We start from the raw sequence: 21,925 nt of genomic DNA, 5'->3' as shown, positions 1-21,925 counted from the left end.
GATTAATGATAGATATGAAAGGAGTGATTGGATATGAGTGAAGCAAAAGAAAAAGTTCTGCAAATGTTTAAAGAACATAAAATCGGAACTCTCGCTACAATCCGTCAAAACAAGCCATTTTCGAGATTTATGCTGTTTTTCCACGATGAACTGACTCTATATACTGCCACAAACAAAGATACCCATAAAGCAGAAGATATTGAAAGCAATCCAAACGTACATGTTCTTCTTGGCTTTGAAGGCGACGGCTGGAAAAATGATTACGCGGAGATTGAAGGCCATGCTTCTGTTGAAGATTCTGCTGAACTAAAAGAAAAATTCTGGAACAGGGAGTTGAAAGAATGGATTTCAGGCCCTGACGATCCAAACTACTTACTGTTAAAAATAACGCCTCAATCAATCAGATATTATCAAAAGGCAGGAAGCAAACCGGATATCATTGAGTTTTAAATCAAAAATGAGACTGTGCATAAGCACAGTCTCATTTGATTAGTTCAAACGTTTCCGTTATTTGAATGCTGTCTTCCACTGAACGCACCATCGGGCAATTTTTTCTGGCCAGTTTGATGGACTGTTCCACTTTCTCCTCCGGAAGGTCCTGTCCCTTAATGATGTAATGGATGGCGATGCTCTCAATCCGGTTTGCTTCTTCTTCATTTCTCGTTACAGATGTCTGAATCTTAATGTCCTCAGCAGCTAATCTTTTCTTTTCAAGGATTCCCCTAAGTACGCCGCCGCTGCATACGGCAATGGACGAGACCATCAGCTGATAGGGGCGAAAACCATATTCTTCATTTCCTGAAACATGCAATTCCCCGTATTCAAAGTCAGCGGTGAATCCTGCTTCTCTCATTTTAAATTCCACAGTGATCATCCTTTCTTTATGCCATCATACCCGAAATAACAACTGTTCGAAAACGATATGCAATTTTCCTTGTCTGGGATGAATAATGGGTGTAACATTCAGGATGGAAAATAGAGTAAGGAGTCAGGATTATGCCGAAATTCAAATTTGCCATTCTCGTCAGTATTGTTGCTATTTCAGGCTTTTCACAGGGAATGCTTCTCCCTTTGATCGCCATTATCTTTGAACAGGAAGGATACTCCTCTTCTGTCAATGGATTGCATGCCACAGGACTCTACATAGGTGTTTTAATTGCCTCCCCTTTTATGGAAGGTCCTTTAAAGCGGTTTGGCTTTAAACCTCTGATTTTAGTTGGGGGTATTATGGTTGCGCTCAGTTTATTTGGTTTTCTATGGATACAGTCATTTTGGTTCTGGTTTTTGCTTAGACTTTTAATCGGTGTTGGAGACCACATGCTCCATTTTTCAACCCAAACTTGGATTACATCCATATCATCAGAGGAAAAGCGCGGACGAAACATCTCTCTTTATGGATTGTTTTTTGGACTGGGCTTTGCAGCAGGTCCGCTTATGGTTCCGCTTGCTGAAATAAGCTCAAGCCTGCCATTTATCGTTTCTGGCAGCATCAGCCTGATTGCATGGGCCTTCGTCTTTTTCCTGAAGAATGACTTTCCTGAACAGGACATGGGATCCACTTCATTTTTCGGGACAGCTAAACGCTTTGCAAAAGCATCGAAACTTGCATGGGTCGCATTTCTTCCAACGTTCGGATATGGTTTTTTGGAAGCTTCCCTAAACGGAAATTACCCTGTGTATGCCCTTCGGACAGGGATAGACGTTTCATATGTATCGATCATTTTATCCTCGTTTGCTGTCGGGGCGATTGTTTTTCAGCTTCCTCTAGGAATCATCAGCGACCGGTTTGGCAGGAGAAATACCATCCTGTTCGTTATGCTGTTTGGCTTTATCAGTTTTATGGCCGCAAGCTTTGCCGAAACACTCGTTCCGCTTGTTATCTGTTTCTTCATAGCCGGTATGGTTGTCGGATCAACTTTTTCACTCGGCATCAGCTATATGGCTGATTTGCTTCCTAAAAATCTGCTGCCTGCAGGAAACCTGCTGTGCGGCATCTTTTTCAGCATTGGAAGCATATCCGGTCCATTTTTAGGCGGACTATACATTGAACATGTGACATCGGCCAATTTTTTTCACGTAGTGAGCTTTATCCTGCTTCTGATTTTTATAACGACTGCTTTCTTTAAGCAGCCTGCTTTTAAAACGGTTAATAATTGAGAAATGCGGGAGCGGTTTGGTCAAATCCGATAGAGATATTCATTTTTGTAGAGGTTATCCTCGGCAATCGTACCTCCCAACCATCCATTATCGTTACTCAGCTTAGCAGGTCTTTTATTCTGATACTATAACAAAAGCGAAAGCGCCTGTATGGCGCTTTTTGCATTTTACGGCGTATCCGTTCCCGACGAGGAGTTCATCTAAAAAAAGTTGGCGGTTTTTATAAAAAATAGGTTGAACATTTTGAATTATCTGTTATATAATAGTATTAACAAATACAATCTGTATCATAACAATACTATAACAGGAGGAATGATTATTATGAAAAGACAAGAGCGCAAAAACATGATCGAATTTATTTCAAAAATGAAGGAAATCGAGACAGAGACATTGATGTATATGACGGATGAGGATATTGAGCATATTTATTCTTCTGCTTACCACAGTTACATTCAGTTGGCTGAGTAAATAGAAAAGCGGAACCGACTGGTTAGCTCCGACAGACAGATAAGGATTCGTCAGTAAAGGCGCTTTTTGCCTTTACTGGCGAATCCGTTCTGGCCGAGGAGTTAGGAGGTGGAGCTGGACAATGAAAAGCGGAACCGACTGGTTAGCGCAGGCAGACAGATAAGGATCCGTCAGGAAAGACGCCCTCCGTTATAAAAAAAAGCAAACCGCAGAAATGCGGTTTGCTTTTTGGGTTTAGTGGTAGCCATTCTGACCGTTTGCACTGCCACTTGTTTTATGCTGCGGCTTGCTTTTTGAATTCTGCTTGTTATGGCTCCCGCCTTTTTTCGTATGCTTTGCCATGAAGATTCACCTGCCCAGCAAGATTTGAAGATCATGATCTTCTTCTTTACTGTTTCACTATTTCCCGCTCTCTATCACACACAATCCTTGGAAATATTAATGGATCCTTTTTCTTTTGTAAAGAATGGCATTTAGCTCTCCGCCAATCATAATGATCATTCCGGACAGATAAAACCAGATCATCAGAACGATAATTCCGCCCAAACTCCCGTAAGCAGCGCTGTAATGGCCATAGCTGCCGACATAATAGGAAAAGGCAAATGACACAAAAGCCCAGCCGACTGTTGCAAAAACGGCGCCTGGAATCGCATCCTTCAAGTGCAGATGCTTATTCGGGGCAAAAAAATAGAGTGCTGTAAAAACAATAAATAAAATAACCGCACTGACAATCCATCTTCCCATATTCCATACGGTTAAAAACTCTTCTGACAGTCCAAACACTGAAAAAAGAAGCATCCCGATCTCTTTCCCGAATACAGGCAAAAGCAGAGCCACTAAAATCACAAAAACCATTGCAATTGTAAGAAGAACCGCCATTCCCCTCGCTACAATAAAAGACCGGCTCTCAGGGACGTCATATGCGCGGTTAAAAGCACGGACAATGGCATTGATGCCATTTGAGGCAGACCACAAAGTGGCAAGAATCCCAAACGAAAGCAAACCTCCGCTTGAATTGCTGACGATTTCAGCCAGGGTGTTTTTGATAATCTCTACAGACTCCCCTGGTGCATATTGCGCAAGAAAATTTAAGATATCTGCCTGAGAAAGCGGCAGAAAAGCGATAAGCGTAATTAAAAAGATTAAAAACGGAAACAGAGAAAGTAAAAAGAAATAGGCTAGTTCTGCCGAAAGTCCGATGATTTCATCTTTTGAAAAACGCTCAAACAGATCTCTAAGGATGGATTTTGGGGTCTGCTTATGCTGTTTCACGCTTTTCATTTATTCACCTCTCTTTTGGATCGGTCAGGAACCTTTCTTTTGTTTCTTCTATCATTTCAATCATTTGAGGTGTTGTTTCTTTAAGTTCATTTATTTTTTCATTGATAAATTCAATATCTTCCTTAGCTTCCTGGATTACGCTCTTTGCCTGGTCAATTTGCTGTTTGATCTCTTCAGTTAAAAGCGATGGATTTTCAATATAAAGAGCTGTTTTATCTTTTAAAGATTTTCCCTGTGCGACAAACTGTTCTCTTGTCGGCTTATGAAGAAGTGTCAGGGCCCCTCCAACCGCAGCGCCGGCGAATAGCCCTTTTAGAAATAAACTGTTTGATTCATGACTCATTCTAAATATCCCCTCTACTTATAAGTTATGGTCTATTTTAATACGCTCAAGCAAGTGACAGCATCCTGTGTGCACCATTTCGTAAACCTCATCAAAATTGTCCGTAAAATATGGGTCAGGTACGTCTGCAAGATCTGAATCCGGCACAAAATCCATAAGCCGTCCTACATAGCCTGTTTTAGAATACCCCGCAAGCCTCCTTAAGTAACCGAGGTTTTCATTGTCCATCGCAAGAATGTAATCGAAGTTCAGGAGATCATCAAGGGTCACCTTTCTTGCCTGTATTCCATCGTACCTGATTTTGTGATGATCCAGGATTTTCCTTGTACCTTCATGCGGCTGATGGCCAATATGCCAGTCTCCGGTGCCGGCGGAATCCGTTATAATCGCATTGCCTAGACCTTCTTCTTCAATTAAATGTCTCATAATTCCTTCTGCCATCGGAGAACGGCATATATTCCCTAAACAAACAAATACTACTTTAATCATCATTTTCCTCCTGCGAACAAGACAATGGTCCACAAAAAAACAAGCCTGATTATATGTATGATTCTACTTGCTCTATTTATGGTACATTTCTCTATTCTTTACATAAGTGAATTAATAATAAGCACCTTTTATTGATATAAAACATGTTACAATAAATAATACTTAAAAGGGAAAGTTTGAAAGGATGAATTCAAATGAATAATTTATCAGAAAAATCGGTTGAAAACGTAGAATACATGATTGAACAAATTAAAGAAAAATTGCGCGTCATTAACATTGGTGCAATTAAACCGTCGCATTTTGATGAAGAGATGTATGAAGAATTGAAGGATATCTACGATTTAGTGATGAAGAAAAACACATTTTCACCAAATGAAATGCAGGCTATTGTTGAAGAACTTGGCAATCTGAGAAAAGTTTAATTTATTTCTTCCTTTAAAATAGAATAAAAAGATTCTCAGCACGTCCCCTTTTGCATATATGTGTACAAAGGGGGCTGAAAAATGGCTGCAATGTGGTGGCTTGCTACAATTGTTTTATTCCTGTTGCTTATTACTTGTATCGTGTTTGTTATTTATGCACTTAAGACTGCGATTCAAACAGATGATGCAATAAATGTAGATCCGCTTCCAAGGCTTGAAAATCCAGATTCGGAAGATAAAAAATAGCCCGGCGCTTTCTGCGCGGGCTATTTTTATTATTTTAAAAGATTCAGCGATTCACGAGTAAATGCAGGCAGATCATCAGGTGTACGGCTTGTCACAAGCTGATTGCCGCATACAACAACCTCTTTATCATGGAAATTTGCACCGGCATTCTTTAAATCAACGGCAATTGATTGAAATCCTGTCACATCTCTGTCCTTAAGGGTCTCCGCTGTAATGAGCAGCTGCGGACCGTGACAAATAGCGAATACAGGTTTGTTATCCTCCATAAATTTCTTTGTAAATGTGACAAATTTATCATCACCGCGCAGGATATCCGGAGAAAATCCTCCCGGAATAAACAGCGCATCAAAGTCATCTGCATTTACTTCATCAATCGATGCATCTACCTTAATAGACTCTTGTCCTTGTTTGCCTTTTACGTTCTTTCCTTTTTCATTTTCAATAACAGTCAATTGGTGACCTGCTTCTTTATACGCTTTAGCAGGCTCTGTATATTCAGAGTCCTCAAAATGATCCGTTACAACGACAGCAATTTTTTTACTCATATCCTAGAACCTCCTCTAATTGTTAACACTATTTAAATTCCCCTTTGGAACACAAACAAAACATGAATTCATAGATTATGGCGTAAATTGCTGAAACACCGTTTTTCCCTGATCTTTATAATACTCTCTGTTTAAAATGGAATTAATAATCTGCTGATTTCGGTAGACAGATAATCCAAGGTTTGTTGCACCTGTTCCATGAGAATGCTCAAGGTTGGTCAGGACAAAAATGTTCTGCTTTCTTTGATCCTTAAAAGCAAGGCTGAAATCTGCTTTAACCTTATACCTTTTTTCATCCTCCCAGACGATGTCATCCCTCATCTCCTCTATCCAGTCAGGAAGATTCGGCTTATATCCAGTTGCAAAAATAACGGCTTCTGTCTTATGCTCGAAAAACTCATTCTTTTGCCACTGATGGCATGTTAAAGTGAAGCTTGTTTCATCTTCCTTCATGTCCTTCACTTCTGTGAGCGGCATAATTTTCACACGCGCATCTTTGCCGTGGATGGAACGGTGATAGAGCAGATCATAAATAGATACAAGCGTTTTTTTGTCAATGCCGTTCCTCAGCTGCTCTAACTCAGGAAGCGCCTTTGATCTTTGTTCAAACGTAAGCTGTTGAAAATATTGCACAAAGTCAGGGGAGAAAACCTCTTGTCCAAGCTTCGCAGACTCAAGCTGCATAAACCCTGGCGATCGGGTGAACCAGCTTAGTTCATAGTTAAAGCGCTCCGCCGACTGCAGAAGATCAAGAAAGATTTCAGCTGCACTTTGCCCAGAACCTACAACTGTTATCGCGTTTTTCTGTTTTATGTTTTCCTGTTTATTTAAATAGTCGCTTGAATGGATTACACAGTCTCCTGTATCTATTTCAATCGGAATGAGCGGAATGCTCCCTGTGCCGAGTGATACATGTTTTGTTCTATAAACAGCAGCTTTTCCATTATGTTCAACGTGTACTTCATAATGATCTTTTTTATATTCTACATGAGTGACGCATGAACTAAATGTGCAGCTCTCTATCTCTGATGCTGCCCATGCTGCATATTCGCTGTATTCTCTCCGGGGAATATCAAATCGATTAAAAAAGAAGAATGGATATAATCTGTTATGAGTATGTAAATAGTTAAGAAAGGTATATTTGCTTCTCGGGTTGCAGAATGTAACCAAGTCTGCAAGGAAGGGAACTTGAAGATCAGACCCCTCAATGAGCATACCCGGATGCCATACAAATTCCTCTCTTTTGTCAAAAAAAACAGCCTTTATCTCCGGAATGTCCTCAATTAATGCTGCCATTCCAAGATTAAACGGCCCAATGCCAATTCCTATTAAGTCATACATCCTGTCACCTGCTTGTCTTTTCAATTTTGCTGTTTCCGCATAGATTGTTGTTTTCGATTATAAATGTTGTCCGTTTCTTTCCGCTCCAGGAACTTGCTTTCCGCGGGGAGCGTGGGAGCCTCCTCGGCATGCCTGCGGGGTCTCCCATTTCACTCTATTTCCCGCAGGAGTCAAGTTCCTTCCGCTGCAATCCACTTAAAATTTTTAACATGTAGTCTAAAAACAACAAAGTTTACGAAACAAAAAGCCTTTCTTATAGAATATCTTTACCCTTACCGGATTTAGGATAACCCAAAAGAGAGCACATCTGCAGAATCTCACATTTCCGCTGCACTCTCTTTATAGCTTTCAATCAATGAAATAAATTCAAGCACCTTTCTTTCATATCCTTTCGGGTCTGTTAAAAAGGCTTGAGCGTGACCTGCTTTTGGGACTAAATAAAGCTGTTTCATCCCTTTTTTCAAATGATACATATCAAGGGTCATTTTCATCGGAATAAAACGATCTTCTTTTCCATGGATAAATAAAATCGGTGTTTCCGTATGTTCAAGGTCCCTGACAGGCTTGATTTCTTCAAACCCCCACCCATAACGGAGTTTCGTCACAATACTGGTCCAGGAGATCAGCGGGTAAAACTTGATTTTGAAATCAATTCTTAATCTTGTTTTCAGCAATTCCGTCAAATCACTGAATGCACAATCCGCAATGCAAAACGCAACCCTCGGATCTCTTTTTACATATTGAAGAGCAGAAGCTGCTCCAAGTGATTCACCAAGAATTCCAACAAATGCACCTTCACCCAGCTTTTCATGAAGACAGTCCACCCATGCATTTAAGTCATCACTCTCGTAATAGCCGAAAGAGGTGTGGTCGCCGCCGCTCAGACCATGAAAACGATGATCACATAAAAGCACGTTAAATCCCTTTTTTTGAAACATATCTACATACTTGAAGCTCCCGAACAGTGACCAGGTAATGCCGTGTGCGATGATAATTGCTTTTTTGCTTTCTGGAACAGGAAACCACATTCCGTGAATTTCATAGCCGTGAAAAGAGTCAATAAACCATTCTTCTTTTTGAGCGCTTTCAAATATATCCGTATTGATCTCTCCACTTTCTACTCCAAGCAAATACGTTTTTTCGTATGCCACTTTTCTTGGCACGGTAATCAGGCTGCTGAAAAAATAAGACACAGCGAGGATCGTTAAAAAAACGGCAAGGACAGAACAAATAACAATCCACATGAAATCACCTTCACTTCCCTTTTTCCCATCATATTATTTCCTTCCATCATAGGTGAAAAATGTAAAGCTGATGTTTTAAGTTCTGTAAAAGTTTTTTTAATTATACAGAGCATATTGAAACTTGGGGGGCTGTGTATGCTAACAGTACAATGACAGAAATCAAGTTGAATGAGGTGTGGAAAATGACGTATAAGGTTGTTGTGATTGGAGGCGGAATCGGAGGGCTGACAGCTGCTGCTTTGCTTGCTGATAAGATGATTGAAGTGACAGTGCTTGAAGCTTCTAATGAATGGGGCGGATGTGCAGGAAAGTTTCAGCGCGGCCATTATTTATTTCCTGTCGGAGCAACACTTGGCATGGGTTTTGAAACAGGCGGCGTTCACCAAAAAATCTTTGAAGAGCTTCATCTTCCTTTTAAAGAACATTCCCTGCTTGATCCCATTATGGACATCCATTTGCCTGGAAGAACGGTTAGCTACCGCCGTGACCGCATTGCTTTCATCACTGAACTAAAAAGCCACTTTCCTCATTTGAGTAATAATATCAATTCATTTTACTCCGAAATATGGCGAATGGGAGCAGAGGTCAAAAAACTGATACATCCGCTTCCTGTTCTTCCTCCAAAAACAGCTTCGGAATGGAGTAAATTGCTGCATTCATTAAAGCCGTCTTCTTTGAAGCTCCTCCCCTATTTCCAAAAAACATTGAGCGCACTCCTGAAAAAGCACAGATTGAACGATGAGCATGAATTTGTTCATCTCATCGATGCACAGCTGATTGATTCGATGCAGACAGCAAGCAGCGATTGCTCGGCCATACTCGGTGCATATGCCCTGTCAGTCTACCACGATGGTGCTTTTTATTTAAATGGAGGCCTGTATCAAATTGCGGAGCGTCTGGCAGAATCAGTTGAAACGGATGGGGGGACTTTGCGCAAGCGCTCATGGGTTCGGCAAATGCACAGGGAAAAAAACGGCTATTTGATTACAGATCAAAGAGAACGGACCTATTACGCTGATTACGTTATATGCAACCTTCCCTTGCCAAGCTTCACCAAACTTTTGTCACCAGAACTGAAGCAGTCTATAAGCAAATCCTATATAAAGAAAGAGACTCACTCCCAATGGGGAACGATGACTCTTTACATGACGGTGAAAGAAGAACTGATACCTGAAAACTTCCCGCTTTTTCATCAAGTCATAGATAATCATTCAGGCAAATTGACTGAAGGCCATCATATCTTCCTTTCCATCTCAAAGAAAAATGACACGCTTCGGGCACCAGACGGTTTCCGCACAATGACATCAAGCACGCACACAGAGCTTGAAAACTGGGATACGAAAGAAAAATATGATCATTATAAAGAGGATCTCACTGAAAAGATGCTGCAATCCATTGAAATGGTTCTTCCAGGTCTTCGGGAAAACTTAATAGACTTGATGACAGGCGCTCCAAAAGCATGGGAACGGTTCACAAAGCGGCCTTCGGGTATGGTTGGCGGCTATCCTCAGACACTTGATCACGCCTTATTCAAAAGTCTTTCACACCGGACTGGAATTAAAGGGATTTACTTATGCGGGGACAGCGTCTTTCCTGGAGCGGGAACGATTGGCGTATCGGTAAGCGGATATCATGCCTATCAGTCGGTTTTGGCTGATATTCAGAAAAAAGAGAAGGAATGATTGGGGCACAAGTCTGTGGATTTGCGCGTTTTTTGTTCAATTTACAACATCCTGCCAAATCGGATCAGAGCTTAAGTACAATTCCTCACAGCATAATTTTTCTATCTCACAAAAATTTGAAGGACTTTATCAATATATTACGAATATCTTCAATTAAACATTGTACAGGAGGCGTTTTTATGAAAATAAAAAAATATAGTCTTCAGTGGTATGATAATTAATTTTAAAGAAAAGGAGTTTTTTATTTGAACCATGCATTATTAGTAATTGATGCACAGCAAGAACTAATTGAAGGTAATGATGTTGAGCAATCGGTATTCAACAAAGAAGGACTTCTAAATAATATTAACGCCGTTGTAGAAAAAGCTGAAAAGGCGGGACACTTAGTATTATTTATTCGAGATTTAGATGTCTCAGAGGGTAAAGGAGAGGGTTTTGAAATTCATCAGAAAATCAATATCCCCGCTTCTGTAAAAATAGTTGATAAAAAAGCAACGAATTCATTTTATGCAACACCATTATTAGAGGAACTTCGGGGCAACGATATCGGGCATCTAGTCATAATGGGCTGCAAAACGGAGCACTGTATAGATACAGCTGTACGGGCTGCTACCGTATGCGGATTCGATGTTACGCTGGTTGAAGACGGACATTCAACAACCAGCAGCTCAATCTTATCAGCTGAGCAAATAATTAATCATCATAACCAGGTCCTGCATGGTCATTACAATGTTGACCATTTTTCAATGGTAAGAAAAGCCGAAGAGGATCTATTCGAGCCGACACATCATACTTACAGATAAATGATTTACAAGAAAAGACCAGAGAAGTTTACTTTCTGCTGGTCTTTTCTATTAATTTGTACATCATAGTTATTGGTGTCATTAGCTATGTCAATATTTTTTAATCCACTTAGAAAAACGAATAAATGAAATGACGTGTGCCAATTCATACGTCATTACTTATGTTATTTATCAAGAAAGCACCCGAAAACGGAACCCTTGACATATTAGCCTGCCTTTTTAATGTCCTCTTCTCGCAAAATCAACAAATCTGAATTTATCAAGTCTGTGGCGTGATTCTGTGTACTGAAACAGGCTTGTGTCTTCAAGATACACATGATTTTTAACCACGACGATATGCTGGAAGTTTTTTAAATCCAAGTAGTTGAAATCTTCCTCTGTGCACTCTTCTACGACGATTTCTTTTTTCGCAAAGCTGATTTTTAATTTTAATTCTTCTTCAATGTAGCGATAGATCGAGTCCTGGCAAATTTCCTTTGTTAAAAAAGGAATGTGCTTAGGGTTGAGATAATCCTTATCCAGGATAATATTCTGGCCGTCAATTTTTCTTGACCGGACAACCTCCCAGACCTCATCATGCGCACCCAGGTTCAGCTGCTGCATAATAAAATTGCCTGGTTTAATGAGGCCGAACTTCTCGACGACTGTATGCGAGGTTCTTCCTAAGGTCTGAGAAAGCTCTTTGAAACTGACAAGACCCGAAACGGGAAAGCTCATTTTTGTAACATCGAGTACAATCGATCCTTTTCCTTTAACCTTTTGAATGTACCCATTTTGGGCAAGAAGATTAAGGGCCTTGCGGATCGTTTCCCTTGAAGTCTCATATTGCAAGGCGAGCTCGTTTTCAGAGGGCAGAGTTTCATTCACTTTGACAAGTCCCTGTTTAATCCCTTCTGATAACTCCTGATAAATCGCCAAATATTTATTGTTTGTTTTCATCTTTAACCACCACCATTAGTTTACCATTACTTCTTAAGATGATAAACGATGGACTCAAACGGGCGCAATGCTGCTTTTTTAAATGATTGCGCAGAATCAGGATAGTTGGAGATAAGAATTTCGCTGTTATATCCGTCTGCATCCACATGATCCGGCAAAGTAAAGACGGTTTCCTGTTCATAGAAGTTATTAATAACCAGCAGCTTCTCTCCATCTCCATTTCGCACGTATGCAAACAGCTGATCGTGATCTTCAAGCAACAGCTCATAGTCCCCGTAAGTGATTAAATCAATGTCTTTTCTAAGCTGAATTAATTTTTGATAGTGATAAAAAACAGAGTTTTCATCTTGAAGGGCATTCTCTGCATTGATTTCAGGATAATTGCTTGCAGGCTTGATCCAAGGTGTTCCTGCTGTAAAGCCGGCATGCTTGGAATTATTCCATTGAACAGGCGTACGTGAATTATCTCTTGATTTGCTTTTTAAAATCTCGATAATCTCTTCTTCTGACTTCCCTGCATTTTTCAAAATTTCGAATGTATTCAGGGTTTCCACATCACGATATTCATTGATGCTTTCGAATTTAGGATTCGTCATTCCAAACTCTTCTCCCTGGTAAATGTATGGAGTTCCCTGCATCATGTGAATTGTTGTCGCAAGCATTTTAGCTGATTCGATGCGGTACTCCCCGTCATTTCCATATCTTGAAACAATCCGCGGCTGATCATGGTTGCACCAGAACAAGGCATTCCAGCCTCCGCCTTTATGCATCTCCATCTGCCAAGTAGAAAGAATTTGCTTTAGTGCTCCAAAATCAAAATCAGCCAGTGCCCATTTTTCCCCGTTCGGGTAATCCACTTTCAAATGGTGGAAATTGAATGTCATGCTTAGTTCTTTTGATTCCGGATTTGAATACTCAATGCAATTTTCAATCGTCGTTGAAGACATTTCCCCAACCGTCATGCTGTCATATTTTGAAAAAACTTCCTTGTTCATTTCTTTCATATATTCATGCACGCGCGGCCCGTCTGTGTAAAACTTGCGGCCGTCGCCTGGAGCTGTGCTTCCATCATCATCCGGGAAATCCTGATTTTTCGAAATCAGGTTAATGACATCAAGTCTAAAGCCGTCTACCCCTTTTTCAAACCAGAACTGCATCATTTCATAGACTTTTCTGCGGACTTCTTCATTTTCCCAATTTAAGTCAGCTTGCGTAACGTCAAACAGATGCAGATAATATTCGCCTGTTTTTTCATCAAGCTTCCATGCCGAGCCGCCGAATTTCGAAATCCAGTTCGTCGGTTCAGATCCGTCTTCCTTTCCTTCTTTCCAAATATAGAAATCACGGTAAGGATTCTCTTTTGATGATTGTGCTTCCTTAAACCATGCGTGCTCAGTAGAAGTATGGTTGACGACAATATCCATGATGATCTTAATCCCGCGATCGTGAGCTTCTTGTAAAAGAGATTCAACATCCTCCATGGTTCCATATTCTTCGTGAATGGAATAATAGTCGCTGATGTCATATCCATTGTCTTTTTGAGGAGACTCATAAATCGGCGTCAGCCATACAACATCAATGCCGAGCTCTTTTAAATAATCCAGTTTTTCTATGATGCCCTGAATGTCGCCTACTCCGTTTCCATTCGTATCGTTAAAGCTTTTCGGATAAATTTGATATACCGCTGATTTTTTCCACCAAGGCTGTTTCATTTAACATGCACCACCATCTTTAAGATTTAAACGGCAAAAAGGACAATGGCTTGTCCTTTTTGTTTTTATTTTTTCTTCCAATTAAACTTGGCAAATACGTAAGTCAATACGAATGGCACAACGATTGCGATGGCCATGCCGATAAAGAATGCCGTCCAATATTCGGATTGAATGGACAGGAATCCAGGAATTCCTCCAACACCGATGGAGAAAGCTTTAACATGATTGATTGTAATAAAGATGCCTGCGATTGCTGAACCGATCATCGCGGCGATGAATGGGTAGCGGTATCTAAGGTTCACACCGAACATGGCAGGCTCTGTAATACCAAGGTAAGCTGAAATTCCTGAAGTCAGCGCCAGACCTTTTTGTTTTTCATCTTTCACAATGCGCATCATGGCAAAAGCTGCTGAACCCTGTGCAATGTTTGATAATGCAAGCATCGGCCATAAGAATGTTCCGCCGGCACTTGCTACCAGCTGCAGGTCAACTGCAAGGAACGTATGATGCATGCCTGTTACTACAAGCAGTGAATATAATCCTCCATAAAGCAAGCCGCCAAGAGCTGCAAAGTTATCAAAAATAGCAATGACACCATCTGTAATGAAGTTTCCAGCTGCAAAAGTAATTGGTCCAATGACGATAAAAGCTGCAAACCCAGTCACCAATAATGTAATCGGGGCAACCACTAATAGCTTGATTGAATCAGGTACTCTTTTATTCAAAAACACTTCAATTTTAGCGAGTAAATAAGAGGCAAACAGAACCGGAAGAACTTGTCCCTGGTAGCCGATCTTTTCAACCTCAAGTCCGAATAAGTTCCACACGGGAACCTCGCCTTTGGCCTGAGCTTCACCGTATGACCATGCATTCAGAAGATCCGGATGCACGAGGATTAACCCAAGAACAATCCCAAGCAGCGGGCTTCCTCCAAATCGTTTCACTGCCGACCAGCCGATTAAGGCAGGGAGGAAGGTAAACGCCGTATTCGCAATCAAGTTAATAATGCCGGATAAATCAGCCCACTGCGGGTAAACGTCAATAAGAGATTTATCATCAAAGAAAATTCCTGCACCGCTCAGGATGTTGTTAATTCCCATCAGTAAACCAGCTGTTACGATCGCAGGCAATATTGGAATGAAAATATCAGCCAGCATTTTTACCGCTTTTTGGATAGGATTCAATTTGCTTGAAGCTGCATCTTTCACGTCTTCTTTTGAAGATTCGCCCATTCCTGTTTGTTCTGCCATTTCCTTGTAAACTTTATCAACAAGGCCTTGTCCAATGACAACCTGGAACTGCCCATTTGTCGAAAATGAACCTTTCACCATATCAATCTGATCGAGTTTTTCTTTATCCACTTTGCTTTCGTCTTTTAAAGCGAAGCGCAAACGAGTGACACAGTGCGTAGCTGCCGCAATGTTGTCCTTGCCGCCGACAGCATCAACGATATCTCGGACTTCCTGTTTGTTCACACTCATCTATTTCAACCTCCCGTAATCGTTTTCATTAATAGCCTAGTATTCCCTTAAAAAGGGGCTTCCATTTATCTCATTTCACTTTCCTGTATATACAAGTTACAAACTTATTGTATTCCTGTATATACAAGTTGTCAACAAAAAAGAGTAATCGTTTACATAGATAGCAGCAGAATCTCATGTACAATGCAATATCCTTTCCTTCACCCGCCTTTTAATCATTATCCGAATCATTTATCCATACCCTCTATCTTCTGAAAAATAGCACTCTTTTTACTTTTTTATCCTGAGTCTGCAGAAGATTAAACTTCTACTAAAAGTATTCAGCCAAATACCTCCACTAAACCTCGAATAAAAAAAGACTGTTTTTGCATAGATTGTTGTTTTTGATTTCCCTAAATAATTTAGGTTATTGTGCAGCAAAGTAGAATCAACTGCATCCTGTGATTCCACGGTTTTGTTTTTTGCTCCGAAAAGCGGAATCAACCAATTCCCTCTATTTTCCAAGTCGAGTTACTCCCGCTACACGACTTATGGTTATAACTTCTAGCCTAAAAGCAACAATCCATACGAAAAGAGCCTAAAAAAAATAGACCACGCTCTACTAAGCGTGGCCAAAAAATCAGCAGCAAAAATCAAACGGGTGAAACGGAGGGGATGCAGGCACATTCCACATGGGAGTATGATCAGGATCTCCCCAGTGCCATGCGGCAAGTGCAGCTGCACATGCGTCCAGCCCGTGATTTGTTTCAGCTGCATCTGCAGTAATTCCCGCCACTCCCCATTTCTCGAAATAGGGAATGAGGCGAAGCCGGGATTCTGTGTCTTTTTTATAAGTAAGAGTGAGCCCCCGGTCTTCTTCCTTCAGCCTGAGCCCCAAAGCAGCTCCGGGATGGACTTCCACAATGGATGCACTCATGTTCTGCAGAGATCTGCTTAAGCCGATCCCTCTCAGAGTCAGATACACCATTCGATGAAAGGTGGGCGGCATAATGGAGCCATGGTACAGTCCAGCCGCTTTGATTGCATTTCTTATCTCTTTATCTGATGGACGATCTCCGCCGCCGTCCTGATAGGATAATGGAGCATCCATTCCTACAATCACCTCTTCACCGCATGAAGAAAGAGCTGCAATTGTTTCAATGATCTTTCTGTCACTATTATTATAGTCAAGATTCTGAAGGCTAAGGCCATTCCCTTGCCTCTTAAAAATCGCCATGGCTGTGTCCTGATGATTTGCGGGTCCGGCCAAATCTATTCCTACTACGTGCAAGAAAAATCTCCTTTCACAAATCAAATTTCAATTGTTCATGGTCCGATATCTTTACAGAACGTGGGGCCGATTTGGATTTTCTTGCTGCCTGATTCGCTTTCTTCACATTGACGGCCGGTGCCTGATAATCTAAGTGAAAAAAACCCGGATATTTCCAAGGCTCATGAATATGTTTAGCAGGTACATTTGAAAGACTTGGCAAATATCGCTTAATAAAAACCCCGTCTGGATCTTCTTTTTTTCCTATTTTCACGGGATCCTGCACTTTATGCGACATCTTATGAATGTGATGAACATGAATGACCGGCTCATAGTCCAGAAAAAGGGAAGCTAGTGCATCCGAGCACATTTGCACGTTCAGTGAAAGCGTATTAACGGAAAAAGAAACAAGCATGCCTCGATATTTCGATGGGATCCAGCCGGTTTTATGAAGACAATTCATTGCTGCATCTATCATGGGAATCCCGGTTTCTCCCTGAAACCATTTTAAAAACAAATCATCTTTTTCAAATGAAAAATCCTCATTTTCCAGCACATTTCCCTGCTCCATCAGCTTCCACCGTTCCTTAAGACGCTCCTGAAAAGATGTTAATTGTTTCACAAGAAACAAATTATCACAATTTTCTATCTTTATCGACGTTTTTTGGACGACTGTGCGAAACGAAATGTTTCCCCATGCCAAATATGGCGAAAGTCTGCTTGAAGATACAGTTGATTGAAGAAGGTTGGATCCATTCTTTTCATAGGATTGAAACCGCTCCTGCAAAAAGGTTTCCAGCGTTTCAACTGCCTGCTGTTCGCCGCCCTGCTGTCCGAATCTGATTGGCTCGCCTGAAACATCAAATGATCCGAGCTTTTCAGCACCTATATAAAAGCTTGCCGGAAAATCTTCTGGTGACCGTATTTGTTCAGGAATTCCTCCAGGTTCACTCAGGCAAAGTTCATTCCATCTTTCCTCTGATTTTCTCCCGCTGTTTTTTTCAATCACGGGATACTCCAAAAACCTGAGACCTCTCTCATGCATCCAATCTCTTACTCTTACATTCCTCTCAAGTGCAGCACTTCCTGCCATTTCTTCATGAGCGTACAAAGTGAATTTGCCGTATGTACTAAAGAGTTCAGAAAGTGCCTCTTCCATTTCCCCCATATAGGTAAATAACCTGCCTCCTCGATCTTCCAGCGCATTTTGCAGGCCGCTCAAGCTTTCGCGCACGAACTGAAAGTGCCTTGCAGAATAGTCTTCTCCTGACCATATTGACGGTTCGGCTGCATACATCGGGAGAACTTCCCCATATATAGCAGCTTCCGCAAGGGGCTTATGATCAGCTATCCTTAAATCGCGTTTAAACCAGACGACATTCATGAAATCACTCCATCATCGATGTCTATTAGGACCATTTTGAATAAATCTTATCTTTATAAAAAGCTGATGCTTTTGAATGGAAGGTATTTCTTTTCTTTAAAATTTTTTCAAGTTGAAAGGATTTTTCGTTCAGCTGAACCTGCAGCTTCTCTTTCTCCATTTCATCCGGACATTGGGCAATAAGCTGCTCTAGTGTATGGATCACTTTTTTCAGCTCAATGTCTTCGTCTATCATGTTCGCGTTTTTCATCATCTTATAGGACATTCGGAGCTCAGGCGGGATATGAGACAAATCTTCAAGCTGCAGCGGCTTTCCCATACCGGGTAGCTGTTTAAACTCGCCATCTTTTATCGCTTGTTTTATTTTATCTTCCGACAGAATCGTAAAAAGATCCATTTTTATCCCTCCCCCTAAAAATCCTTCTTTTAATTAGGTTATACAATCCGCTTCATTATTCCTTCTTAAAATATGGCTCTTTTCGTAAACTTTGTTGCTATTAGACTATATATGTTTGAAACCATTAGTGGATTGCAGCGGATAAACTTAACTCCTGCGGGAAAATAGAGGGAAATGGGAGACCCCGGAGGCAAAGCCGAGGAGGATCCCACCCTCCCAGCGGAAAGCAAGTCCCTCTCGCTGCAAGGAACGGACAACATTAATAATTCATGCCTAAAATATAGTTGTTTCATGACAAAAAATCAAACAAATGTTCTACATCCAGGCTGTGCAGCATACAATTTAGAATCACAAGTAAAATGGAGGCATCCAAATGAGCGATTCAAAAACATTTCAGATTCCTGAAGAAATGGTTGCACGATATGCTTCATTAAATGAGAAGGCGAAGAAAATTGAAGAGGAACTTGCAGAGATGAAAAAAATCTTCAATTCCTTTTTCGATCATACGCACGGAAAACTCTGCAAAGGTGAAGAAAGAATCGGTGAATACAAGATTCAAAGGCAAATCCGGCACTCAGAGCAATATCACCCCGAGAAAACAGTCAAGGTATTAGAAGATTTAAACTTAACGGACTGTATTATTTCAGTAAAACAACCTGATAAGCAAAAACTTGATGCTGCCCTCACACTTGGCATGCTTTCTAAAGAAGAATTAGAAGACTGTCTGATCCGAAAAAGTTCTCAGGCAATTGTGGTTAAGCATATTAAATAAACACTAAGGAAAAAGTCTGATTTATATAATAATCAGACTTTTTTTCGTCCGTTTTTCCCATTTTTTTTTATGTTTGGTTTAGGTTTAAAAAGATAAGGTTATTTAATGGTGAGTCATTTATTCTAGAAAACTATTATTTTATATATAAGGAGGAAAACATATATGGGAGGAATTTGGTTTACGCTCTTATCCTGTGCATTTTTCATGGGTCTTGTTGCCTGGATTTCCTATTTGAAAACAAAAGGCGGAAACGAAGATTCAAAAGGCTATTTTCTTGCAGGGAGAGGATTAACTGGAGGCTTTATTGCCGGGTCGCTGCTGCTGACAAATTTATCTGCTGAACAGCTTGTCGGTTTAAATGGACAAGCCTACCGGACGAATCTGTCGAATATGGCATGGGAAGTTACATCTGCTTTTGCCATTGTTGTCATGGCTCTCTATCTGCTTCCAAAGTATCTTGGAGGAAGCTTTACAACGCTTCCTGAATTTTTAAGCAAGCGGTTTGATGAAGGCGTAAGAAGATATACGGTCATTTTATTTATGCTTGGCTACATACTGGTAACGATTCCATCTATGCTCTACTCAGGGGCGTTAGCGGTTCTGCAAATGTTTGATGTCCCTGATTTGTTTGGCATCTCCTATATTCAGTCGATCTGGCTGGTCATTTGGATCATCGGCATAATCGGGGCTGTATATGCGATTTTCGGCGGCTTAAAAGCGGTTGCTGTATCTGACACGCTTAATGGTATTGGGCTGCTTATCATCGGTATTTTAGTTCCTGTTTTAGGATTTATCGCTCTTGGAAACGGAAATATGCTTGATGGCATGAAAGAAATCACGACATCCAATCCAGAAAAGCTTAACGCCATCGGCTCAAAAGAAGATTCTGTCCCCTTCGGAACGATCTTCACAGGCATGATTTTCGCAAACTTATTTTACTGGGCTTCCAATCAATATGTCATCCAGCGCACACTTGGCGCCAAAAATCTTGCTGAAGGACAAAAAGGCGTTATCTTATCAGGATTTTATAAACTTTTAATTCCTGTTTTTATGATGATTCCAGGAATTATTGTCTTTCATCAGTACGGAGACAGCCTGAAATCCGTTGATCTTGCCTATCCTACATTGATTGCAGATGTTTTGCCCGCATACTTATCAGGTTTTTTCCTCGCCGTATTGCTCGGTGCGGTTTTCAGTTCATTTAATTCGCTGTTGAACAGTGCTGCCACGATGTTTGCCCTTGATATTTATAAAGTGCAATTCAACCCTGAGGCTGACGATAAAAAACTTATCAGTGTCAGCAAATTGTTCGGTACGCTGCTTGCAGTTGTTGCGTTATTTGTTTCTCCTCTGCTCATGTACGCACCGGATGGATCATGGGATTTAATCCGAAAGTTCACCGGCTTTTTCAATATCCCGATTATTACAATTGTCCTTGTCGGTCTTTTATCCAAATTTGTTCCTGCTGCTGCAGCTAAAATCGTGATTATTTTTCACGTCATTACTTACTACATGCTTGTATGGGGCACAAACCACCTCTTTGGATTTACGGTCGATATTCACTTCATTCACATCTATGCGATTCTTTTCTTTATCGAAGTGTTTATGATGCTTATTATCGGAATGATTAAACCCAGAGAGGAAGCTTATATTTATAAAACCGAAGCTTCAGTTAATATGATGCCATGGAAATATACAATTCCAACATCTATTATTCTATTATCTCTGGTTTGCGCAACTTACATCGTCTTTTCGCCTATAGGCCTCGCTTATGCGAAGGGAATTGTATCACCTGTATTCTGGCCCGCTTTACTTGCACTCTTCGTAGTGACAGCTATTCTGGTGGCGGCTTCACTCAAACACTGGAACAGAAAATATGAAGATTACCTGACTAAAGAACATACTAGAAAAACATTTAAATTAAGACGTCCAAATCGTCTATCAAATAAGCTGAATCCTGTCTATATAAAATACAAACTTAAGACTTTTTCTCCATAGCTGAAGAAAGTTCAACAATTGCATCAAAAAATAAAAGGATCCGCCTCCTAATGTGGAGGCGGATCCTTTTATTTATACATGGCGCCGAAAATCTGATAGTAGGATTTAAATACCGGCGGATCAAACTCTACCAGGTATGGACCTTCGCCTTTTTTCGCAAGCATTTGCTCTACAATGCCTGCTCCGGATGCTTCTGTAAAGGTGAGCTGAAAGGATTTAAGCTTGATAGTGTAGCTTCTCGCTCTCCACTCATCATTTACCCTTTCCTCTCCCCTTGGAAGATCAAAATATTTTCTCCATTTGGTAACGGCGGAGTTTAAATCTTTTACGATATAGTGCACGTTTGAAATGGATACGTTAAGGTTCCTATCCGCCAAAACCCCGTTCTTATGTAAGTCTTGCTTTCGTTCATCATCTGTCTGTTTCCATTGAATAAAAAAAGGCAGCGGACAGTCTTCATCGCTTTGCTGAATAAAAAGCATTTTCCATTCCAGCAAGCTGCCGTCTTCTCTTTTTCTGCTGGCTTCAATGACTTCACCTGTTTCAAGCCCTTTTTCATTAAGTTCTTCTTTTACCGCCTCAATTTGTTCTGTCCGAATCGCTATCTGGCCCAACCCCTCAGCAGGCTGCTTTAACAGGCGGTGAATCAGCGGATTGTTAGTTCCGTTAGCTTTTTTACGGTCTTCGACAGCAAGAAACTCCAAATAAGCAAGATCACTGAAATAACATAAACTGTTGTGAGATCCCCAGTTTTCATGTCGGCCTCCCATAACAGCCTGTAAATCCTGTTTGATGAAAAGATTTGCGGATTCCAGAGGATGCCTGTCTACAAAATGCACGATGTGATCAAGTTTAAATTCCATAGATTCACTCCTTTTCTTCACGATATCTCTATTATTCTATAAGATGTGCAAAGCGGTCTTTCATTAAAAACTATCATCTCTTCCATGTATTCACAAGCATGAATACGCT

The 21,925-nt window shown here is 40.7% G+C and carries 23 protein-coding genes; 9 read left to right on the top strand and 14 right to left on the bottom strand.

Annotated features, from left to right (window positions below; all coding sequences use genetic code 11):
• Nucleotides 1-33: 33 nt before the first annotated feature.
• On the top strand, nt 34-450 hold the full coding sequence (locus ABEQ24_RS09120) for a pyridoxamine 5'-phosphate oxidase family protein (RefSeq protein WP_430006493.1): 417 nt from the start codon (nt 34-36) through the stop codon (nt 448-450).
• Nucleotides 451-481: 31 nt separating this feature from the next.
• Here ABEQ24_RS09120 and ABEQ24_RS09115 read toward each other — a convergent pair whose 3' ends face one another.
• On the bottom strand, nt 482-865 hold the full coding sequence (locus ABEQ24_RS09115; RefSeq protein ID WP_430006492.1) for an OsmC family protein: 384 nt from the start codon (nt 863-865) through the stop codon (nt 482-484).
• A 131-nt stretch (nt 866-996) separates the two neighbouring features.
• Between ABEQ24_RS09115 and ABEQ24_RS09110 the strand changes: the two genes are divergently transcribed.
• Nucleotides 997-2,157, top strand: coding sequence for an MFS transporter (locus ABEQ24_RS09110; RefSeq protein ID WP_430006491.1), 1,161 nt, complete (start codon nt 997-999; stop codon nt 2,155-2,157).
• A 321-nt stretch (nt 2,158-2,478) separates the two neighbouring features.
• Nucleotides 2,479-2,625, top strand: coding sequence for a BH0509 family protein (locus tag ABEQ24_RS09105; protein WP_430006490.1), 147 nt, complete (start codon nt 2,479-2,481; stop codon nt 2,623-2,625).
• A 438-nt stretch (nt 2,626-3,063) separates the two neighbouring features.
• On the opposite strand, the gene ABEQ24_RS09100 is transcribed toward ABEQ24_RS09105, so the two are convergent.
• The 3 genes from ABEQ24_RS09100 to ABEQ24_RS09090 are packed head-to-tail and all read right to left on the bottom strand — an operon-like array spanning nt 3,064 to nt 4,738.
• Nucleotides 3,064-3,906: a YihY/virulence factor BrkB family protein gene (locus ABEQ24_RS09100; RefSeq protein ID WP_430006489.1), complete on the bottom strand. Its 843-nt coding sequence runs from the start codon at nt 3,904-3,906 to the stop codon at nt 3,064-3,066.
• A 4-nt stretch (nt 3,907-3,910) separates the two neighbouring features.
• On the bottom strand, nt 3,911-4,249 hold the full coding sequence (locus ABEQ24_RS09095) for a YtxH domain-containing protein (protein ID WP_430006488.1): 339 nt from the start codon (nt 4,247-4,249) through the stop codon (nt 3,911-3,913).
• An 18-nt stretch (nt 4,250-4,267) separates the two neighbouring features.
• Nucleotides 4,268-4,738 carry a low molecular weight protein-tyrosine-phosphatase gene (locus ABEQ24_RS09090; protein WP_430006487.1) on the bottom strand — a complete coding sequence of 157 codons (471 nt, stop codon included), beginning with the start codon at nt 4,736-4,738 and terminating at the stop codon, nt 4,268-4,270.
• 194 nt (nt 4,739-4,932) lie between these two features.
• Here ABEQ24_RS09090 and ABEQ24_RS09085 point away from each other — a divergent pair, with 194 nt between their 5' ends.
• Together ABEQ24_RS09085 and ABEQ24_RS09080 are read left to right on the top strand one after the other, a co-directional pair.
• Nucleotides 4,933-5,160, top strand: coding sequence for a DUF1128 domain-containing protein (locus tag ABEQ24_RS09085; RefSeq protein WP_083328402.1), 228 nt, complete (start codon nt 4,933-4,935; stop codon nt 5,158-5,160).
• Nucleotides 5,161-5,241: 81 nt separating this feature from the next.
• Entirely contained in the window at nt 5,242-5,406 is a 165-nt protein-coding gene (locus ABEQ24_RS09080; RefSeq protein WP_430006486.1) for a hypothetical protein, read from the top strand.
• A gap of 29 nt (nt 5,407-5,435) precedes the next feature.
• Here ABEQ24_RS09080 and ABEQ24_RS09075 read toward each other — a convergent pair whose 3' ends face one another.
• The 3 genes from ABEQ24_RS09075 to ABEQ24_RS09065 all read right to left on the bottom strand — a co-directional run bounded on the left by ABEQ24_RS09075 (nt 5,436) and on the right by ABEQ24_RS09065 (nt 8,536).
• Entirely contained in the window at nt 5,436-5,951 is a 516-nt protein-coding gene (locus ABEQ24_RS09075) for a type 1 glutamine amidotransferase domain-containing protein (protein ID WP_430006485.1), read from the bottom strand.
• A gap of 75 nt (nt 5,952-6,026) precedes the next feature.
• Complete coding sequence (locus ABEQ24_RS09070) at nt 6,027-7,292, bottom strand: lysine N(6)-hydroxylase/L-ornithine N(5)-oxygenase family protein (protein ID WP_430006484.1); 1,266 nt, start codon at nt 7,290-7,292, stop codon at nt 6,027-6,029.
• A 317-nt stretch (nt 7,293-7,609) separates the two neighbouring features.
• Nucleotides 7,610-8,536, bottom strand: coding sequence for an alpha/beta hydrolase (locus tag ABEQ24_RS09065; RefSeq protein ID WP_430006483.1), 927 nt, complete (start codon nt 8,534-8,536; stop codon nt 7,610-7,612).
• A 182-nt stretch (nt 8,537-8,718) separates the two neighbouring features.
• On the opposite strand from ABEQ24_RS09065, the gene ABEQ24_RS09060 reads away from it, so the two are divergent.
• Both ABEQ24_RS09060 and ABEQ24_RS09055 read left to right on the top strand, forming a co-directional pair.
• Nucleotides 8,719-10,218 carry a phytoene desaturase family protein gene (locus ABEQ24_RS09060; protein WP_430006482.1) on the top strand — a complete coding sequence of 500 codons (1,500 nt, stop codon included), beginning with the start codon at nt 8,719-8,721 and terminating at the stop codon, nt 10,216-10,218.
• Nucleotides 10,219-10,463: 245 nt separating this feature from the next.
• Entirely contained in the window at nt 10,464-11,021 is a 558-nt protein-coding gene (locus tag ABEQ24_RS09055; protein WP_430006481.1) for a cysteine hydrolase family protein, read from the top strand.
• A gap of 219 nt (nt 11,022-11,240) precedes the next feature.
• Here the strand turns inward: ABEQ24_RS09055 and treR are convergent, their stop codons facing one another.
• The 6 genes from treR to ABEQ24_RS09025 all read right to left on the bottom strand — a co-directional run bounded on the left by treR (nt 11,241) and on the right by ABEQ24_RS09025 (nt 18,183).
• Entirely contained in the window at nt 11,241-11,960 is a 720-nt protein-coding gene (treR, locus tag ABEQ24_RS09050) for a trehalose operon repressor (protein WP_430006480.1), read from the bottom strand.
• Nucleotides 11,961-11,986: 26 nt separating this feature from the next.
• Entirely contained in the window at nt 11,987-13,672 is a 1,686-nt protein-coding gene (gene treC / locus ABEQ24_RS09045) for an alpha,alpha-phosphotrehalase (protein WP_430006479.1), read from the bottom strand.
• A gap of 65 nt (nt 13,673-13,737) precedes the next feature.
• Nucleotides 13,738-15,153 (bottom strand): PTS system trehalose-specific EIIBC component, encoded by a 1,416-nt coding sequence (treP, locus tag ABEQ24_RS09040; protein WP_430006478.1) that lies wholly within the window; start codon nt 15,151-15,153, stop codon nt 13,738-13,740.
• A 619-nt stretch (nt 15,154-15,772) separates the two neighbouring features.
• Complete coding sequence (locus ABEQ24_RS09035) at nt 15,773-16,423, bottom strand: DUF429 domain-containing protein (RefSeq protein WP_430006477.1); 651 nt, start codon at nt 16,421-16,423, stop codon at nt 15,773-15,775.
• Between the two features lie 13 nt (nt 16,424-16,436).
• A complete protein-coding gene (locus ABEQ24_RS09030; protein WP_430006476.1) occupies nt 16,437-17,786 on the bottom strand; it encodes an FAD-binding domain-containing protein in 1,350 nt (449 codons plus the stop codon).
• 25 nt (nt 17,787-17,811) lie between these two features.
• Nucleotides 17,812-18,183, bottom strand: a complete 372-nt coding sequence (locus ABEQ24_RS09025) for a DUF1992 domain-containing protein (protein ID WP_430006475.1) — start codon at nt 18,181-18,183, stop codon at nt 17,812-17,814.
• Between the two features lie 373 nt (nt 18,184-18,556).
• Here ABEQ24_RS09025 and ABEQ24_RS09020 point away from each other — a divergent pair, with 373 nt between their 5' ends.
• Nucleotides 18,557-18,955, top strand: a complete 399-nt coding sequence (locus ABEQ24_RS09020; protein ID WP_430006474.1) for a hypothetical protein — start codon at nt 18,557-18,559, stop codon at nt 18,953-18,955.
• A gap of 162 nt (nt 18,956-19,117) precedes the next feature.
• Complete coding sequence (locus ABEQ24_RS09015; protein ID WP_430006473.1) at nt 19,118-20,953, top strand: solute:sodium symporter family transporter; 1,836 nt, start codon at nt 19,118-19,120, stop codon at nt 20,951-20,953.
• A gap of 68 nt (nt 20,954-21,021) precedes the next feature.
• Here the strand turns inward: ABEQ24_RS09015 and ABEQ24_RS09010 are convergent, their stop codons facing one another.
• Nucleotides 21,022-21,816, bottom strand: a complete 795-nt coding sequence (locus ABEQ24_RS09010; protein ID WP_430006472.1) for a VOC family protein — start codon at nt 21,814-21,816, stop codon at nt 21,022-21,024.
• Nucleotides 21,817-21,925 lie beyond the last annotated feature (109 nt).

The sequence above is a fragment of the Metabacillus idriensis genome, from assembly GCF_050483325.1.
GTDB classification, from domain to species: Bacteria; Bacillota; Bacilli; order Bacillales; family Bacillaceae; genus Bacillus_P; species Bacillus_P idriensis_A.
The sequence above is the reverse complement of the archived record's forward strand: the minus strand, read 5'-3'. Positions and strand labels throughout refer to the sequence as shown.

What these genes read in the sequence shown, in the direction of transcription:
- ABEQ24_RS09120 (WP_430006493.1), top strand. Translation starts at nt 34, where the DNA reads ATGAGTGAAGCAAAAGAAAAAGTTCTGCAAATGTTTAAAGAACATAAA.
- ABEQ24_RS09110 (WP_430006491.1), top strand. Translation starts at nt 997, where the DNA reads ATGCCGAAATTCAAATTTGCCATTCTCGTCAGTATTGTTGCTATTTCA.
- ABEQ24_RS09105 (WP_430006490.1), top strand. Translation starts at nt 2,479, where the DNA reads ATGAAAAGACAAGAGCGCAAAAACATGATCGAATTTATTTCAAAAATG.
- ABEQ24_RS09100 (WP_430006489.1), bottom strand. Translation starts at nt 3,906, where the DNA reads ATGAAAAGCGTGAAACAGCATAAGCAGACCCCAAAATCCATCCTTAGA.
- ABEQ24_RS09095 (WP_430006488.1), bottom strand. Translation starts at nt 4,249, where the DNA reads ATGAGTCATGAATCAAACAGTTTATTTCTAAAAGGGCTATTCGCCGGC.
- ABEQ24_RS09090 (WP_430006487.1), bottom strand. Translation starts at nt 4,738, where the DNA reads ATGATTAAAGTAGTATTTGTTTGTTTAGGGAATATATGCCGTTCTCCG.
- ABEQ24_RS09085 (WP_083328402.1), top strand. Translation starts at nt 4,933, where the DNA reads ATGAATAATTTATCAGAAAAATCGGTTGAAAACGTAGAATACATGATT.
- ABEQ24_RS09080 (WP_430006486.1), top strand. Translation starts at nt 5,242, where the DNA reads ATGGCTGCAATGTGGTGGCTTGCTACAATTGTTTTATTCCTGTTGCTT.
- ABEQ24_RS09075 (WP_430006485.1), bottom strand. Translation starts at nt 5,951, where the DNA reads ATGAGTAAAAAAATTGCTGTCGTTGTAACGGATCATTTTGAGGACTCT.
- ABEQ24_RS09070 (WP_430006484.1), bottom strand. Translation starts at nt 7,292, where the DNA reads ATGTATGACTTAATAGGAATTGGCATTGGGCCGTTTAATCTTGGAATG.
- ABEQ24_RS09065 (WP_430006483.1), bottom strand. Translation starts at nt 8,536, where the DNA reads ATGTGGATTGTTATTTGTTCTGTCCTTGCCGTTTTTTTAACGATCCTC.
- ABEQ24_RS09060 (WP_430006482.1), top strand. Translation starts at nt 8,719, where the DNA reads ATGACGTATAAGGTTGTTGTGATTGGAGGCGGAATCGGAGGGCTGACA.
- treR (WP_430006480.1), bottom strand. Translation starts at nt 11,960, where the DNA reads ATGAAAACAAACAATAAATATTTGGCGATTTATCAGGAGTTATCAGAA.
- treC (WP_430006479.1), bottom strand. Translation starts at nt 13,672, where the DNA reads ATGAAACAGCCTTGGTGGAAAAAATCAGCGGTATATCAAATTTATCCG.
- treP (WP_430006478.1), bottom strand. Translation starts at nt 15,153, where the DNA reads ATGAGTGTGAACAAACAGGAAGTCCGAGATATCGTTGATGCTGTCGGC.
- ABEQ24_RS09030 (WP_430006476.1), bottom strand. Translation starts at nt 17,786, where the DNA reads ATGAATGTCGTCTGGTTTAAACGCGATTTAAGGATAGCTGATCATAAG.
- ABEQ24_RS09025 (WP_430006475.1), bottom strand. Translation starts at nt 18,183, where the DNA reads ATGGATCTTTTTACGATTCTGTCGGAAGATAAAATAAAACAAGCGATA.
- ABEQ24_RS09020 (WP_430006474.1), top strand. Translation starts at nt 18,557, where the DNA reads ATGAGCGATTCAAAAACATTTCAGATTCCTGAAGAAATGGTTGCACGA.
- ABEQ24_RS09015 (WP_430006473.1), top strand. Translation starts at nt 19,118, where the DNA reads ATGGGAGGAATTTGGTTTACGCTCTTATCCTGTGCATTTTTCATGGGT.
- ABEQ24_RS09010 (WP_430006472.1), bottom strand. Translation starts at nt 21,816, where the DNA reads ATGGAATTTAAACTTGATCACATCGTGCATTTTGTAGACAGGCATCCT.